The sequence below is a fragment of the Pseudomonas syringae group sp. J309-1 genome (assembly GCF_032582135.1).
In the GTDB taxonomy this organism is placed as follows: Bacteria; Pseudomonadota; Gammaproteobacteria; order Pseudomonadales; family Pseudomonadaceae; genus Aquipseudomonas; species Aquipseudomonas quasicaspiana.
Window position 1 is genome coordinate 149,828 of record NZ_JAWHNU010000007.1, and the last position, 14,812, is coordinate 164,639.

The 14,812-nt window shown below is 59.4% G+C and carries 14 protein-coding genes; 6 read left to right on the forward strand and 8 right to left on the reverse strand.

Going from position 1 to position 14,812, the window contains the following annotated elements; genetic code table 11:
* Nucleotides 1-95 precede the first annotated feature (95 nt).
* Entirely contained in the window at nt 96-1,394 is a 1,299-nt protein-coding gene (locus RX972_RS06370) for a TIGR03862 family flavoprotein (RefSeq protein WP_316873416.1), read from the reverse strand.
* Nucleotides 1,395-1,566: 172 nt separating this feature from the next.
* Nucleotides 1,567-2,484, reverse strand: coding sequence for a histone deacetylase (locus RX972_RS06375; RefSeq protein WP_316873418.1), 918 nt, complete (start codon nt 2,482-2,484; stop codon nt 1,567-1,569).
* 122 nt (nt 2,485-2,606) lie between these two features.
* Here RX972_RS06375 and RX972_RS06380 point away from each other — a divergent pair, with 122 nt between their 5' ends.
* From RX972_RS06380 to RX972_RS06390, 3 genes are all read left to right on the forward strand, one after another.
* Entirely contained in the window at nt 2,607-3,176 is a 570-nt protein-coding gene (locus RX972_RS06380) for a GNAT family N-acetyltransferase (protein ID WP_027897893.1), read from the forward strand.
* An 85-nt stretch (nt 3,177-3,261) separates the two neighbouring features.
* A complete protein-coding gene (tesB, locus tag RX972_RS06385) occupies nt 3,262-4,131 on the forward strand; it encodes an acyl-CoA thioesterase II (protein WP_027897894.1) in 870 nt (289 codons plus the stop codon).
* Nucleotides 4,128-4,718 carry an HAD family hydrolase gene (locus RX972_RS06390; protein WP_316873422.1) on the forward strand — a complete coding sequence of 197 codons (591 nt, stop codon included), beginning with the start codon at nt 4,128-4,130 and terminating at the stop codon, nt 4,716-4,718. Before tesB ends, RX972_RS06390 begins: the two co-directional genes overlap by 4 nt.
* A gap of 145 nt (nt 4,719-4,863) precedes the next feature.
* Here the strand turns inward: RX972_RS06390 and RX972_RS06395 are convergent, their stop codons facing one another.
* The 6 genes from RX972_RS06395 to RX972_RS06420 form a co-directional block, all read right to left on the reverse strand.
* A complete protein-coding gene (locus RX972_RS06395; protein WP_316873424.1) occupies nt 4,864-5,850 on the reverse strand; it encodes an alpha/beta hydrolase in 987 nt (328 codons plus the stop codon).
* 4 nt (nt 5,851-5,854) lie between these two features.
* Nucleotides 5,855-6,733 carry a neutral zinc metallopeptidase gene (locus RX972_RS06400; protein WP_027900503.1) on the reverse strand — a complete coding sequence of 293 codons (879 nt, stop codon included), beginning with the start codon at nt 6,731-6,733 and terminating at the stop codon, nt 5,855-5,857.
* Between the two features lie 161 nt (nt 6,734-6,894).
* Nucleotides 6,895-7,839, reverse strand: coding sequence for a LysR family transcriptional regulator (locus RX972_RS06405; RefSeq protein WP_027900502.1), 945 nt, complete (start codon nt 7,837-7,839; stop codon nt 6,895-6,897).
* 71 nt (nt 7,840-7,910) lie between these two features.
* The gene (locus RX972_RS06410; RefSeq protein WP_316873426.1) at nt 7,911-9,440 is read right to left on the reverse strand and encodes a tripartite tricarboxylate transporter permease; all 1,530 of its coding nucleotides are present in this window, start codon (nt 9,438-9,440) and stop codon (nt 7,911-7,913) included.
* Nucleotides 9,437-9,970: a tripartite tricarboxylate transporter TctB family protein gene (locus RX972_RS06415; RefSeq protein WP_027900500.1), complete on the reverse strand. Its 534-nt coding sequence runs from the start codon at nt 9,968-9,970 to the stop codon at nt 9,437-9,439. The genes RX972_RS06410 and RX972_RS06415 overlap by 4 nt, the downstream gene beginning before the upstream one ends.
* Nucleotides 9,971-10,030: 60 nt before the next feature.
* The gene (locus RX972_RS06420) at nt 10,031-11,044 is read right to left on the reverse strand and encodes a tripartite tricarboxylate transporter substrate binding protein (RefSeq protein WP_316873429.1); all 1,014 of its coding nucleotides are present in this window, start codon (nt 11,042-11,044) and stop codon (nt 10,031-10,033) included.
* A gap of 400 nt (nt 11,045-11,444) precedes the next feature.
* On the opposite strand from RX972_RS06420, the gene RX972_RS06425 reads away from it, so the two are divergent.
* The 3 genes from RX972_RS06425 to RX972_RS06435 are packed head-to-tail and all read left to right on the forward strand — an operon-like array spanning nt 11,445 to nt 14,744.
* Entirely contained in the window at nt 11,445-12,794 is a 1,350-nt protein-coding gene (locus tag RX972_RS06425; protein ID WP_231667661.1) for an MFS transporter, read from the forward strand.
* On the forward strand, nt 12,787-13,743 hold the full coding sequence (locus tag RX972_RS06430; RefSeq protein WP_316873433.1) for an amidohydrolase: 957 nt from the start codon (nt 12,787-12,789) through the stop codon (nt 13,741-13,743). The genes RX972_RS06425 and RX972_RS06430 overlap by 8 nt, the downstream gene beginning before the upstream one ends.
* On the forward strand, nt 13,740-14,744 hold the full coding sequence (locus RX972_RS06435; protein WP_255877073.1) for a 4-hydroxythreonine-4-phosphate dehydrogenase PdxA: 1,005 nt from the start codon (nt 13,740-13,742) through the stop codon (nt 14,742-14,744). Before RX972_RS06430 ends, RX972_RS06435 begins: the two co-directional genes overlap by 4 nt.
* The last annotated feature ends 68 nt before the right edge of the window (nt 14,745-14,812 follow it).

A 14,812-nucleotide genomic window follows, 5' to 3' on the forward strand; every position in this document is an offset into this window, starting at 1 on the left:
CCTGAATCATTGTGTTGTGTCCGTCGCCGTGCGGTCGTGCATCTGGCCGGGAACCTGTGGGAGCTGGGCTTGCCCGCGATAGGGCTGCACGCGGTTCACTTTAGATCGAGTCCAGCCCTATCGCGGGCAAGCCCAGCTCCCACAGGGGAATTGTGTTGAGTCTCCTTCAACCATTCCAGAACCCCAAGCCCCGCAGCCTTGCCGCTGGCGAAGCATGCGGTAAGCAGGTAACCGCCGGTTGGCGCTTCCCAGTCGAGCATTTCTCCGGCGCAGAATACGCCAGGTAACTGCTTGAGCATCAGGCGCTGGTCCATGGCTTCAAAGGTTACACCGCCTGCGGTACTGATGGCTTCGTCCAGTGGGCGCGCTTTGATCACGGTCAGCGGCAAGGCTTTCAAGGCCCGGCTCAGTTGAGCGGGATCATCGAAAGCCTCACGCGGAGCCAGTTCGCGCAACAAGGCGGCTTTGACGCCATCGATACCCAACTGGCTGTGCAAGTGTTTGGACATGGAACGTGAGCCCCGGGGTTTTTCCAGGGCTTTCTGAATGGCTGGAGACGCCTTGCCCGGTAGCAGGTCGATCAGGACGGTGGAAGAACCCTGCTGATTAATTTCTTCACGAATCTGCGCCGAAAGGGCATAGATCAGGCTGCCTTCTACGCCGTTGTCGGTAATCACGCATTCACCCATGCGAGGTGTCTGGCCGTGCATGCCGATGCCGATATTTTTCAACGGTGCACCGGCGAACTTGCTGCGCAGCAACTCGCTCCAGCCAGCCACTTCGAAACCGCAGTTGGCGACTTGAAGTGTCTTGAGATCAACGCCACGCTCGGCCAGCAGCGGCCACCATGCGCCGTCAGAGCCCAACCTTGACCAGCTTGCGCCGCCCAGTGCCAGCAACACGGCATCTGGGTTCAGGGCTATTTCGCCTTCGGGGCGAGCGATGCGTATGTTGCCTGCGATATCCCAGCCGAGCCAGCGATGCCTCGTGTGGATCGTGACGCCGCTCTCACGCAAGCGTTTGAGCCAGGCACGTAGCAGTGGCGCGGCCTTCATGTCGGTAGGGAAGACCCGGCCCGAGCTGCCGATGAAGGTTTCGATACCGAGGCCGTGAATCCATTCGCACAGATCATCCGCGCCAAACCCGCGCAGCAGCGGAGCGACATTGCCGGAGCGTTCGGCATAGCGGGAAAGGAAGGCCGGGTAAGGCTCGGAATGGGTAATGTTCATGCCGCCGACGCCCGCCAGCAGAAACTTGCGCCCCACTGAGGGCATGCCGTCATACAGATCGACTTTGATGCCAGCCTGACTCAACACTTCGGCCGCCATCAAACCAGCGGGGCCGCCGCCGATGATGGCGACTGAGGGAGTGGTGGTCGGGGTGATGTCAGTCATGGCGTGGTGCGTGTCTATGCGGTTTGGTGGGGCATTCTAACCGAGAATTGTCCTCGAGCTTTTGCGGTGTCAGACCATCACTCTTCGCGAATGAATTCGCTCCCACGGGGATTGCGTATTTCACCTGTGGGAGCGAATTCATTCGCGAAGGCGTCGGTTCAGGCGATGACATTCACAACCCCTCTGACACCCAGACCCTCTGCGCGCTGTGATGCAGGATGCCGTGGCGGCGTGCCAGGGCGTGGCGGTCTTTGCTGTAGCCGCCGCCAATCACGCCCATGACCGGGATGTTGCGCCCGATGCAGTGGCGCAGCACCGCTTCATCGCGGGCGGCCACTCCGGCGTCGGTCAGTTTCAGATAGCCCAGGGCGTCATCCTGATGGACATCGACGCCGGCATCGTAGAGCACCAGGTCCGGCTGATAGAACGGCAACAGGTAGTTAAGCAAGTCATCGACGACTTTCAGGTATTCGTCATCGCCCATGCCCATCGGCAGCGGGATGTCCCAGTCGCTCTCGGCTTTGCGCGCTGGAAAGTTCTTTTCACAGTGCAGCGAGACCGTAATCGCGTCCTCGGTATCAGCGAGAATCCGCGCCGTGCCGTCGCCCTGGTGCACGTTGCAATCGAAGATCAGGACTTTGCCGACGCGACCGCTTTGCAGCAGGTAATGACTGATCACCGCCAGATCATTAAAAATGCAAAATCCGGCTGGATAGTCGTAATGCGCGTGGTGCGTGCCGCCTGCCAGATGACACGCCAGCCCGTGCTGGAGGGCCTGTTCAGCGGTCAGCAACGAACCGCCCACGGCACGTACCGTGCGCCGTGCCAGGTCCTCGCTCCAGGGCAGGCCGAGACGCCGCTGATCCTCGCGGGACAAGTCACCTTCCATGTAACGCCGTATATAAGAAGGGTCATGGGCCAGTGCGAGAATGTCGTTCGGGCAGATCTGCGGTCGCAGCAAGGCAGCGCCGCTGGTCAGGCCGCTGTCGATCAGGTGATCGTGCAGCAGGCGGAACTTGTCCATGGGAAAGCGATGATCAGCCGGGAAGTCCGGGCTGTAATCCTCGTGATAGATGAGCGGCAGGGACATTTCGGGTCCGTTCAGAGGTCGAAGCCGGATAGTGCCAGCATTGCCCCTGAACGCCCAGCTTTGTGAAACAACGCAAAGCTACACTGGCCGACACAGTGACTGACCGGTTAATGGAGAAACCGATGGAGCCGATTCTTAAACTCGAGAGCGCGCGATTGTTGATGCGCCAGTGGCGAGATGACGATTTACAGGCGTTTGCCGACATGTGTGCGGACCCCAATGTCATGCGCTATTTTCCTGAGCCACTGAGTTACCTGGAAAGCGCTGCACTGATCGGCCGCATACGCGGGGACTTTGCTGAGCTGGGGTTTGGCTTGTGGGCGCTGGAGCGCAAGGACACCGGCCAGTTCATTGGCTTCACCGGGCTTGGCGTGGTGAATTTTGAATCACACTTCACTCCGGCCATTGAGATTGGCTGGCGTCTGGCTCGGGAGCACTGGGGCTTTGGTTACGCCAGCGAAGCGGCCTGGACGGCTATGGGTTGTGGGTTCGAGCACCTGGGAGTGGATGAGATCGTGTCGTTCGCAGCGCAAAGCAATGAGCTTTCGCAAAAAGTGATGCAGGTGATCGGCATGACCACGGACCCGGTCGATGACTTCGAACATCCGAACCTGCCGCCGGAACATCCGTTGCAGCCTCACGTGCTGTATCGCATTACTCGTCAACAATGGCTGGATACGCTGCAAGCTTGAAGGGGCTGATGACGTTAAATTCTGTATCATTTCAGCTTTTGTCACGCTTGATAGGCGGACGAACCGTTTGTGCGAGGAGTAATGAATGAGCCAAGTGTTGGATGATCTGGTTGCGCTGTTGAGCCTGGAACCGATTGAAGAAAACCTGTTCCGTGGCCGCAGTCAGGACCTTGGCTTTCGTCAGCTGTTTGGCGGCCAGGTTCTGGGGCAGTCGCTGTCGGCGGCGAGCCAGACCGTTGAAGACGCAAGGCACGTGCACTCTTTGCACGGTTATTTCCTGCGTCCGGGGGATGCTGGTTTGCCGGTGGTGTATCAGGTGGATCGGGTTCGCGATGGCGGCAGCTTCAGCACGCGCCGGGTGACGGCGATCCAGAAAGGTCAGCCGATCTTCACCTGCAGTGCTTCGTTTCAATACGACGAGCAGGGTTTTGAGCACCAGACCTCGATGCCGCAAATTGTCGGCCCGGAAAACCTGCCTTCAGAGCTGGAACTGATGCAGCAACGCGCGCACCTGATTCCCGAGAACATGCGCGACAAGATGCTCTGCCCAAAGCCTATCGAGTTTCGCCCGGTCACTGCCAGCGATCCTTACAACCCGCAGCCGACCGAGGCCGTTAAGTACATCTGGTTCCGCACCGACGGCTCGCTGCCGGAAGTGCCTGCGATGCACAAATACCTGATGGCTTACGCGTCGGACTTCAATCTGCTGACCACCTCTTTGTTGCCCCATGGCAAGACGGTCTGGCAGAAAGATATGCAGGTCGCCAGCCTCGACCATTCGCTGTGGTTCCACGGCGATCTGCGGGCTGATGACTGGTTGCTGTATGCCATGGACAGTCCTTGGGCGGGCAATTCCCGTGGTTTCTCCCGTGGCAGCGTCTACAACCGCGCCGGGCAATTGGTGGCCTCGGTCAGCCAGGAAGGTCTGATTCGTCATCGCAAGGACTGGGCATGAGTCTTTCCGGAATTCGCCACTGGGTATTCGACATGGACGGCACGCTGACCGTGGCCGCCCATGATTTCCCGGCGATCAAACGTGCGCTGGATATCCCGCAGGATCACGACATTCTTGGCCATTTGGCGGAGTTGCCTGCTGACGTCGCCGCAGCCAAACATGCCTGGCTGTTGGAGCATGAGCGTGAGCTGGCTCTCGCTTCCAAAGCTGCGCCCGGTGCCGTTGAACTGGTTCGCGAACTGGCCGGGCGCGGTTATCGTCTGGGCATCCTGACCCGTAACGCCCGGGAGCTGGCCCATGTGACGCTGGAGGCCATCGGTCTGGCGGAGTGCTTTGCGGTGGAGGACATCCTCGGTCGTGACGAAGCCCCGCATAAGCCAGACCCCGCCGGGTTGTTGCACTTTGCGAATGCCTGGCAGGTGCCTGCCGCGCAAATGGTCATGGTGGGGGATTACCGCTTTGACCTGGATTGCGGGCGTGCGGCCGGGACCAAAACCATCCTGGTCAACCTGCCGGAGAACCCTTGGCCGGAACTGGCGGACTGGCATGCGCAGGATTGTGGGGAGATACGGGCGTTGCTGGATTGACTGAGAAGCCTGGCCCTGTCTCGCGACAAACACAGGATCTGTAGGAGCTCAAGAGCACCGCGAGGCAGCGATGGCGGTGTGTCAGACAAAAAGCTATCGCTGCCTCGCGGTGCTCGTGAGCTCCTACAGAAAATTGGTGTTCAGATCAAAAATCCTTGAACAACACCGCCTGCCCCTGCGGTGAGGTGAAGATCCCGTCGCCGCTGTGGCCGACATTGGGCACTATCACCAGATGCTGATTCAGCCCCTGTGGATGACGTTTCTGCAGGTATTTGAAGAAGTTCTCGCCACGTTCCAGACGTTGTGAGCCTTGCGCTTCTGCGCCGCAGGTCCTGTCGAGAGCCGGGTGTTTCGGGTCGATGTCTTTCTCACCAAGCAAGTAAGTCACGTCGCGTTTTACGTAATCGTCTTCGATCTCGGCCGTTTTGACTTTGCCCGCGTAAGGCGGCATGCCGTTCAGACCATATTTCCATTCGTTGAAGCCCGGGCAACTGGCCTTGGTCACGGGCAACGGTCGCTCGGTATCAAAGTAGGCATACGACGAAGGGTTGGCGATCACGTAGCGCAGTTTGATGCCTTCCTTTTTCAGCAGCACGTCTTCCTTGCCGCCGATCATCAAGTAGCGCTGCACCACTTGCGCACCGCCGGAATGCCCGGCGATGACGATTTCCTTAAGGTTCGGGAACAGCTTGCTGTCGCTCAGGCGACGCAGAGTGTGGTCGATGACCAGATACGAGCTGACCGGCTTCGGTCCAACCGCGTTTTCACCCGCCATCCACTGGTCGCCATGCCAGCGCAACACGTTGTCGCCAAGGTGATGCGCAGTGATGTCTTTCTCGTCGAGAAACTGCGGGGCGATCAGCAGGGTTTTATTGCGCTGCTTCGACTGGTTGGCAGCTCGTTCGATGCTGCGCAAGTAAGTCGGTGCGTTACGCAGCCGGCCATGCAGCACGATCACTGCACGCTCGATCTGCGGCCGGGGCTGATTCCAGTTCAGGCTCATGCCGAGCGTCGCCTGGGTGCCATTGATTGTCAGGCGCTCCGGGCTGATGGATGTGACCGCCTGATCCTCGGCGTGAGCATTGAAACTCAGAAGGGTGCTTAACGACAGGATCAGCAGCGGTTTCATCATGTGATCAGAGGCTCTTGGCGGCGAACGTATCGCATTGGTTGAGTTGGCCCTGGGCAAAGCCGGTTTTGAACCAGCGAACCCGTTGGGCGGATGTCCCGTGTGTAAACGAGTCCGGCACTACGCGCCCCTGACCCTGTTGCTGAAGGCGATCATCGCCAATGGCGTTGGCTGCATTCAAGGCTTCTTCAATATCACCCGGCTCAAGCCAGTTCAAACGCTTTTGTGCGTTATAGGCCCAAACACCTGCCAGACAGTCAGCCTGAAGCTCCTGGCGAACCAGCAAACCGTTGCTGCCCTCCATGCGCTGTCCACTGCGGCGGGCGGCATCAACCTTTTCCGAAACGCCCAGCAGTGTCTGTACATGGTGGCCTACTTCGTGAGCAATCACATAGGCCTGAGCAAAATCGCCTGCGGCCTTGAAGCGTTGTGACATTTCGCGGAAAAAGTCCATGTCCAGATAGACCTTCTGGTCGGCAGGGCAGTAGAACGGCCCGCTGGCCGAGGTGGCAAACCCACACGCGGACTGCACCTGACCGCTGAACAGCACCAGCGTCGGGTCTTTATATTGGCGGCCGCCCAGTTGGAAAGCAGCGCGCCAGGTGTCTTCGGTATCGCCGAGAATCGACCGGACGAACTCTGCCTGTTCATCGTTGGCCGGTGGCGCCTGGCGGGTCTCGCTTGACGTTGGCGCTTGTGTCGCCTGGCCGGTGAGCTGGCCGAGAATCTGCATCGGGTCCTGACCGGTCAGCAGGCCGATAGCCACGATGATGATCACGCCGCCGATGCCGAGTCCCTTGCCTCCAATGCGCATCCCACCGCCGCCGCTGCTGCCGTCACGTGCGTCCACGACGTTATCGCTGCGCCGACCCTTTTTCCATAGCATGTGGGAATCCTCTTTTAATCCTGTAAGGAGTGTCGCTGCTACCCACAGGCTGCGCCAGTCCGATTGTCAGACGCGTGACCTGAATGGGAGTTGAACGACGTACATCTAGCGCAGGAGTAGAGAGGAGCAGGAGGCAAATAGTTCGCGGTCAGTCCGGGTAATTAGCCACGTACGAGACGTTGTTCGCTTTTGACTGAGTTCATGAACGCCTGCATGGCGGAGGACTGAACACGATGGCGACGGGTAATCAGGCCGTACGGCGGCAGCCGCGCCTCGAATTTGATCGGTAACACTGCCAGCAAGTCGCGTCCGGGATAGTCCTCGACCACCGACAAAGGTGTCACGCCGAGCATGTCAGTCTGTTGCACCAGCGACAGCAAGGTCATGATCGACGTGGTTTCAACAATACTGCTGGGGATGTCGACCCTGGCATTGTGGAACACCTGATTGATGATCGAACGCATCGGACTCGGGTGCTGTTGCAGGACCCAGGTCATGTCTTGCATGTCGCCCCAGCCCAGTTGCGTTGCGTTGGCCATGGGGTGCTTTGCGCCAGCAACCACGCAGAGTTCTTCTTCGCCCAGACTGTCGAACAGCAGATCATCGGAGCGAGCACCGCCGGGAATCCTGCCGAGCACCACGTCCAGTTGATCTTGCAGCAACGCCTGCACCAGCACATCGCTGGTGTCGACCTGGATGCTCATGGACAGACGCGGATGGCTTTTCTTCAATTCGGCGATGGTCCGGGTCAGCAGTCCAGAAGCCAGTGCGGGAATCGCGCCCACTGCGACCCGGCCAAGGTTGCCGGACTCCAGCGCAACCAGTTCTTCACGCATGCCGCTCAATTCGGCAAACACCATGCGCGCGTAATAGATAACGGTTTCGCCGAACTGCGTAGCGCGCATGCCTCGTGGCAGGCGCTCAAACAGTTCGACGCCGAGCAAGTCTTCCGCTTCGTGAAGCATCTTGGTCGCAGCGGGTTGAGTCATGCCAATGTTGTCGGCAGCCCGACGCAACGAGCCCAGTTCCTGAAGCGCCAGCATCAACCGTAACTGGCGAAGGCGCAGGCGGCTGTGAATCACGTTGGCATCAGGAATACGGGTCATGATCGCGTCTCGCGGAAAAGTCTGGGGCTGAGCCTGACAAGAAATGTCATGGCTTGCTAGCCCCTTGCCATTCATTGCGCGGATTTCGCTTTGGCTGCATGACGCGTGCGCCAGCCCAATGCGTTTCTGATACCGCTGGAAATCAGCGGCCAGAACAACATCAGCAGTGCCGCCGTGGTCAGGCTGCCCGCCAACGGATTGGACCAGAAAATGCCCAGTTGCCCGTCGGAAAACAGCATCGACTGGCGGAAGGCATCTTCCGCCTTGTCGCCCAGAACAGCCGCCAGAACCAGTGGCGCAATCGGGTAGCCGAGCTTTTTGAACAGGTAGCCCAAGGCGCCAAAGACCAACATCAGCCCGACATCAAACAGCGAGTTATGCACCGAGTACGCGCCAATTGCACAGATCATGATGATGATCGGGGCAATGATCGAGAACGGAATGCGCAGGATCGAGGCGAACAGCGGCACGGTTGCCAGCACCACGATCAGACTGACGACGTTGCCCAGATACATGCTGGCGATCAGGCCCCAGACGAAATCGTGCTGCTCGACAAACAATGTCGGGCCGGGATGCAGACCCCAGATCATCAAACCGCCCATCATCACCGCAGCCGTCGCCGAACCTGGAATGCCCAGGGTCAGCATTGGCAACAGGGCACTGGTGCCCGCGGCGTGGTCAGCTGTTTCCGGTGCAATAACGCCTTCGACTTCACCCTTGCCGAAGTTGTCGCGGTTTTTCGAGAAGCGGCGCGCCAGGCTGTAACCCATAAACGACGCAGCCGTCGGGCCGCCCGGTGTAATGCCCATCCAGCAACCCACCAGCGTGCTGCGCAAAATGGTTAGCCAGTAGCGCGGTAATTTGGCCCATGTACGCAGAATCGTCATCGGTGTAATGCGCGCATGTTCGCCGCGGAATACCAGGCCTTCTTCAACGGTGCAGAGAATTTCACCGATACCGAACAGGCCGATTACCGCGACCTCGAAGCTGATCCCGGTCATCAGGATCGGTTGGTCGAAAGTCAGGCGCAAGTTGCCGGACACGGTGTCCATGCCGACCGCCGCCATGGCAAAGCCGATCATCATGGCGACCACGGTTTTCAACGGCGGGTTTTTGCTCATGCCGATAAACGTGCAGAACGCCAGCAGATACACCGCAAAGAACTCCGGCGAGCTGAACGACATGGCGAATTCGGCAATGCGTGTCGAGAGAAAGGTCAGCAACAGTACGCCAGCCAGTGCGCCAATCAACGCCGAACTGAATGCGGCGGTCAGCGCCTCTGCGGCTCTGCCGTCACGGGCCATGGGGTAGCCGTCAAAGGTGGTCGCCACCGATGACGGCTCGCCGGGAATATTGAACAGGATCGACGTGATCGACCCGCCAAACAGCGCCCCCCAGTACATGCACGATAAAAGGATGATGGCCGAGACCGGCGACATGGTGAAGGTCAATGGCAGCAGCAGCGCCACGCCGTTGGGGGCACCGAGGCCAGGCAATACGCCGACCAGAATGCCCAGCAGTACACCGACCACCATCAGGCCGATATGGCCCGGCGTGAGGATCAGGTTCATGCCGTGCAGCAGGGAGTCGAATTCACTCATTGCATCGATCTCCCGGCCATTGCCAGCCAGTCACCCACCGGACCTGCGTCCAGTGGAACCTTGAACCACAGCGCGAAGATCAGGTAGCTGGCCAGGACCGCGCCGCCCGATACCGAGCAGATCATCAGTTTGCCGTAAGGCTTGGCCCTAACCCGGTCACGCCACATGAACCAGGCAATGAACACCGCCGAAGCCATGTAGATACCGGTGAAGGGCATTGCTGCGACGAATAGGGCGATGGGAATGAACACTGACAGGACTTGAGCAAACTGGCTGCGGCTGACAAAGCTGATGTTCAGTGCCTGCCAGCGCACCAGCGTGAGGACGATATTGCCCAGGCTTGCGCAGCCCAACAGCAGTCCGATGTAGAACGGGAAATAACCCGGCTCGGGGCCAGCGTCGCCCCAGCCGATACCTTGCTCAAGGCTGCCGTACATCACCACTGCGCCGATCAGCAGGGTAAACAACGCCAGTCCGAGCTCGACCCAGCGAGTGCCGACCAGCGCAGATGTTTCAGAAGAATGGGGCATGGAACACCTCCAGATATAACTGCCGGGCGAACACCCGGCAGTGGGGCCTGATCAGTCAGTTCACTCGCGCAGCCAGCCTGCGTCCTTGAACACCGGCGTAACGCGGGCGGTGTCCTGCTGGATGTAGGCACTCAGTTGGTCGCCTTCGAGGAAGGTCGGCACCAGTGCGTTCTGTTTGACGTAGGCCTTGAATTCAGGGGCTTCGGAGACTTTGCGCATCAGTTCGGTATAGAACGCGCGTTGTTCGGCAGTCACTTTGCCTGGCATGAACACGGTACGCGGGAAGCGATACTGCTCAACGCCCAGGCCTTGTTCGTGGCAGGTCGGCACGTCGGCCCAGGATTTGTCCCCGGCGACTTTGTCGGTGTAGCCCATGCGCTCTTTACTGAACACGCACAGCGGCTGGACCTGATCACCGCGCCACTGGCTGATGCTTTCGCTGGGGTTGTTCACGTTGGCGGCGATGTGTTTCCCGGCCAGTTGAGTCGAGGCTTCGCTGCCGCTTTTGAACGGGATGTAAACCAGTTTGCTGCCTGTGGTTTTGTTCAGCAGCAAGGTCAGGGTCTGGTCGACGTCCTTTGACTGGCTGCCGCCCATGCGCAGTTTGGATGGATCGGCTTTAACCGTCTCGTAGAAGCTCTTGGCGTCTTTCCACGGCGCGTCTTTGTAGGTCCAGAGAATGAAGTCGTCTTCAGCGACGGCGGCAACCGGGGTCAGCTCTTGCCATTGATAACCGAGCTTGGAGACCAGCGGCAGCAGGTAAATGTTGTTGGTGCCGATCACCAGCTTGTCGGCATCACCTTCGGACATTTTGAGGTCCAGAAACGCCTCGGCCCCGTTGCCACCGCCTTTGTTGAGGACCACGGTGTTGACGTCCAGCAGCTTGTGAGTGGTGATGATTGACTGGATCAGACGGCCGAGCTGATCAGTCCCGCCACCAGGGCCACCGGCGACGATGATTTCAACGTTCTTGTCGGGTTGCCAGGCATTGGCCAGAGCGGGAAGGGTGCCAGCGCAAACAAGGGAACAGCCGAGCAGAAGACGGGACACGCGTCGAAGGGATGCGGTTCGCATGATGATGAAACCTCTATTTCTTGTAATTGTTTTTTGAGCGATTTGCCTGATGCAGGGACCGGCAAATCTTGGGTCGAGTGTGGGAAGCTATTGCGGTGGCGTCTACTCAAAACATCAGATACACCGATAGCCTGGGGTTATCGCAGGTCGGCTGACACATATCGATCTGATGACCTGTAGGGCCACGATTCTGTAGGAGCGCGCTTGCCCGCGAGGGCGTTTTTGTAGAGACAGGCAGGCTGGTTTTGAAATCGAATCGCGGGCAAGCGCGCTCCTACGAGTTCCTATATCTGACAGTTATCACCGTATGTATTTTTTTGATTAGACGGTTATCGCTTCGCCTCTGATAGTGAGCGCCACAGCAACACCTACAACAATAATAAAAAACGAGGTAAGCACCATGGATCGTTCCAGTGCACCCGTGCATCTGCCTGACGCAGGTGTCTCTGCCGTTACCGGCAATCCGGCGGTTGCCACTACCGCGCGAGCCACTTCGGTGCGCTGGCGGATTTTTGCCATCATCTTTCTGCTGACCATGGTCAACCTCATCGACCGGGTTTCCCTGTCCATCGCCATGCCCACCATCGCCAAAGAGTTCGAGCTGTCGCCGAGCATGCAGGGCCTGATCCTCAGCAGTTTCTTCTGGGCGTATGCGCTGCTGCAGATTCCCGGTGGCTGGATGATCGACCGCTTCGGTCCGCGTCGCGTCATCACTTGGTCCACCGGTTTATGGGGGACTTTCCAGGTGTTGGCAGGATTCGCAACAGGCGGCGTTTCGCTGCTGTTTGCGCGGATGTTTCTCGGGGCGGCGGAGGCGCCGTTGTTTCCGTCTGGCGGCAAGCTGATTTCCCTGTGGCTGGCCCCCAGCGAGCGCAGCCGTGGCGCTGTCATGATGGACAGCGGCAGCCCGTTGGGTGTCGCGCTAGGCGGTTTGATCATTGCCTACCTGATTGCCACGCTGGACTCCTGGCGCATGGCATTCGTTATTGCCGGTGTCGCGACGTTACTGCTGGGCTGGGTGTCCTGGCGTTATCTGCGTGATGATCCGTCGGTGCACCCGCAGGTCAATCAGGCCGAGCTGGACAAGATTAATGCGGGCCGCGCGACGCCTGCCGCCGAGGCCGCCCGTGCGCCGGTCAAAGGCTTGGGCATTGCCGCTCGTTCGCTGACCGGCCTGCTGGTCGGACGCTCCAGTTGGGCAATGGTCTATTTCGGTCTGCTGACCTGGGGGCCGAGCTATCTGGCTCAGGCTCGTGGCTTTGATATCAAAGGCATTGGCGCAGCAACCTTCGTTATCTTTATTTGCGGCGCGCTGGGCTCGCTGACCGGTGGTTTCCTGTGTGACGGCCTGATTCGCAAAGGCGTGCGCAGAGGGCTGGCGGTCAAAGGTTTGCTGACCTTTTCCGGGCTGATTGCCCTGGCCGCTCTGGTGATGTTGCCAACCCTGAGCAACCCGTTCGCGGCGGTCGGGCTGTTGGCGATGACTGCGTTCTTCCTGATGTGGGGCAGCCTGTACTGGAGTTTTCCGGCATTGCTGGCCGCACCGGCCCGTGTCGGCCTGATCGGCGGTGTGATGAATCTGGCGGGCAGTATCGGCGGGATCTTTGTGCCGATTCTGGTTGGCGTGATCCTGCAGTTCTTCGGTGGCTTCGGCGCAGTGCTCGCATTCTTTGCCTTCTGCGCGGCACTGTTTGTTCTGGCCACCTTGTTTATCAGCCTGGATGGGCAGCAGGAGGTGGCGGATGTCTGAGTTGTGGAGCGGGCCGATTGTCGATGCCCACCATCATTTCTGGGACCCGCAGGTCAATCACCATCCGTGGCTGGCCCCGGAAGCCAATATCCCGTTTCGCTACGGTGATTATTCCGCGATAAAACGTCGTTACCTGCCGCCAGAGTATTTTGCCGACGCCGGTGAGCATCACGTAGTGCAAACCGTTTACGTCGAAACGGAATGGGACCCCCGCGACCCGATTGGCGAGACGCGCTTTGTCGAGCAACTGGCCGTTCGCTACGGGGTGCCCAACGCCATCGTTGCGCAGGCCTGGCTGGATCATCCGGTCGCGCTTGACCTTCTCAAGGCTCAGGCAGCTTTCAAATGCGTGCGCAGCGTCAGGCACAAGCCTGGAGGGCCGACATCACCTGAACAGGTGGGGTCGCAGCTGAGCCTGATGAGCGACGAGCACTGGCGGCGCAGTTTTGCCGCTCTTCACGGTTTGGGCCTGCATTTCGATTTGCAGACGCCCTGGTGGAATCTCCCCGAGGCTGAACAGCTGGCGCGAGACTTCGCCGATACCACGATCATTCTCAACCATGCGGGGCTGCCGTCTGATCGCAGCGAGCAAGGCCTGGCGGGTTGGCACGCTGCCATGAGCCAATTGGCCGAGCAGCCCAATGTCGTGGTGAAGATTTCCGGTCTTGGGCTGCCAGGCAAACCGTGGCGGGCCGAGGACAACGCGTGGATCGTTCAGGAAATCATCGCCATGTTTGGCGCAGACCGGGCGATGTTCGCCAGTAACTTTCCGGTGGACAGCCTGTGCGGCTCGTTCGACGACATCTACAGCGGCTTCAAACAGATCGTTCGCGATTTGCCTGTCGCCGACCAGCAGCAGCTTTTTTACAGCAATGCGCGACGTATCTACCGTTGCGAGCCTTCAGCCACTGCACAGACGTGGCCCGAACAGATGAGGAATCAAGCATGAGCAAGACTCGAATTGCGATGGTATTGGGTGATCCGGCCGGTATTGGTCCTGAGTTGATTGCCCGCCTTCTGGCCGAGCCGCAGGTGCGCAGCCAGGCGCAGGTGATCCTGATTGCCGACGAAGCCGAAATGCAGCGCGGCATGCAGATCGCCGGTAAGGAGTTTCCCTATCGTCAGGTGCAGTCTCTGCAAGACCTGACTTTCACTGACGACACGCCGTTGTTCTTCAACTATCGCGGCGATGCAGTGGGGGAATTCCCGCGCAGCGAAGCCAGTGTGATCGGTGGGCGCTATTGCCTGGATACGCTGAAAATCGCTGTCGAACTGACCGCCGCAAAAACCACCGACGCCGTGTTGTTCGGGCCACTGAACAAGACCTCGCTGCACATGGCGGGCATGGCTCACAGCGACGAACTGCACTGGTTTGCCGAGCTGTTGGGTTTCGACGGGCCGTTCTGTGAGTTCAACGTGCTGGATAACCTATGGACCTCCCGCGTGACTTCCCACGTGGCGCTGTCCGCGGTGCCGGGCATGCTCAACCAGAATCGCGTGGTCGAAGCGATTCGTCTGATCGACACCGCGCTTAAACGCAACGGCCTGGAGCGTCCGCGTATCGGCGTTTGTGGCCTCAACCCGCACAACGGCGACAATGGCTCGTTTGGCCGTGAAGAGCTGGACATCATCGGTCCTGCCGTTAAAACCGCACAGGAGCAGGGCATTGCAGCAGATGGCCCGTATCCCGGCGACACGATTTTCCTCAAGGTGCAAGGCGATGCCAGTGCCTTTGATGCGGTGGTGACGATGTATCACGACCAGGGCCAGATCGCGATCAAACTGATGGGCTTCTCCCGTGGCGTGACGGTGCAGGGTGGTTTGCCGATTCCGATTACCACGCCCGCGCATGGCACCGCGTTTGATATCGCCGGGCAGGGCAAAGCCAATGTTGGCGCGATTCGTCAGGCGTTCGAAATCGCCTGCCGGATGGGGCGTAGCTCTTATTGAGTAATGCATAACACTGTGGGAGGCGGGGGGGGTGGGGGGGGAGAGGAGAGCGGGGGGAAGGAGGAGGG

Bases quoted from the DNA above. Each gene is read 5' to 3' on its own strand.
- RX972_RS06395 (WP_316873424.1), bottom strand. From the start codon at position 5,850: ATGATGAAACCGCTGCTGATCCTGTCGTTAAGCACCCTTCTGAGTTTC.
- RX972_RS06425 (WP_231667661.1), top strand. From the start codon at position 11,445: ATGGATCGTTCCAGTGCACCCGTGCATCTGCCTGACGCAGGTGTCTCT.
- RX972_RS06405 (WP_027900502.1), bottom strand. From the start codon at position 7,839: ATGACCCGTATTCCTGATGCCAACGTGATTCACAGCCGCCTGCGCCTT.
- RX972_RS06400 (WP_027900503.1), bottom strand. From the start codon at position 6,733: ATGCTATGGAAAAAGGGTCGGCGCAGCGATAACGTCGTGGACGCACGT.
- RX972_RS06410 (WP_316873426.1), bottom strand. From the start codon at position 9,440: ATGAGTGAATTCGACTCCCTGCTGCACGGCATGAACCTGATCCTCACG.
- RX972_RS06430 (WP_316873433.1), top strand. From the start codon at position 12,787: ATGTCTGAGTTGTGGAGCGGGCCGATTGTCGATGCCCACCATCATTTC.
- RX972_RS06375 (WP_316873418.1), bottom strand. From the start codon at position 2,484: ATGTCCCTGCCGCTCATCTATCACGAGGATTACAGCCCGGACTTCCCG.
- RX972_RS06370 (WP_316873416.1), bottom strand. From the start codon at position 1,394: ATGACTGACATCACCCCGACCACCACTCCCTCAGTCGCCATCATCGGC.
- RX972_RS06435 (WP_255877073.1), top strand. From the start codon at position 13,740: ATGAGCAAGACTCGAATTGCGATGGTATTGGGTGATCCGGCCGGTATT.
- RX972_RS06420 (WP_316873429.1), bottom strand. From the start codon at position 11,044: ATGCGAACCGCATCCCTTCGACGCGTGTCCCGTCTTCTGCTCGGCTGT.
- RX972_RS06380 (WP_027897893.1), top strand. From the start codon at position 2,607: ATGGAGCCGATTCTTAAACTCGAGAGCGCGCGATTGTTGATGCGCCAG.
- RX972_RS06390 (WP_316873422.1), top strand. From the start codon at position 4,128: ATGAGTCTTTCCGGAATTCGCCACTGGGTATTCGACATGGACGGCACG.
- tesB (WP_027897894.1), top strand. From the start codon at position 3,262: ATGAGCCAAGTGTTGGATGATCTGGTTGCGCTGTTGAGCCTGGAACCG.
- RX972_RS06415 (WP_027900500.1), bottom strand. From the start codon at position 9,970: ATGCCCCATTCTTCTGAAACATCTGCGCTGGTCGGCACTCGCTGGGTC.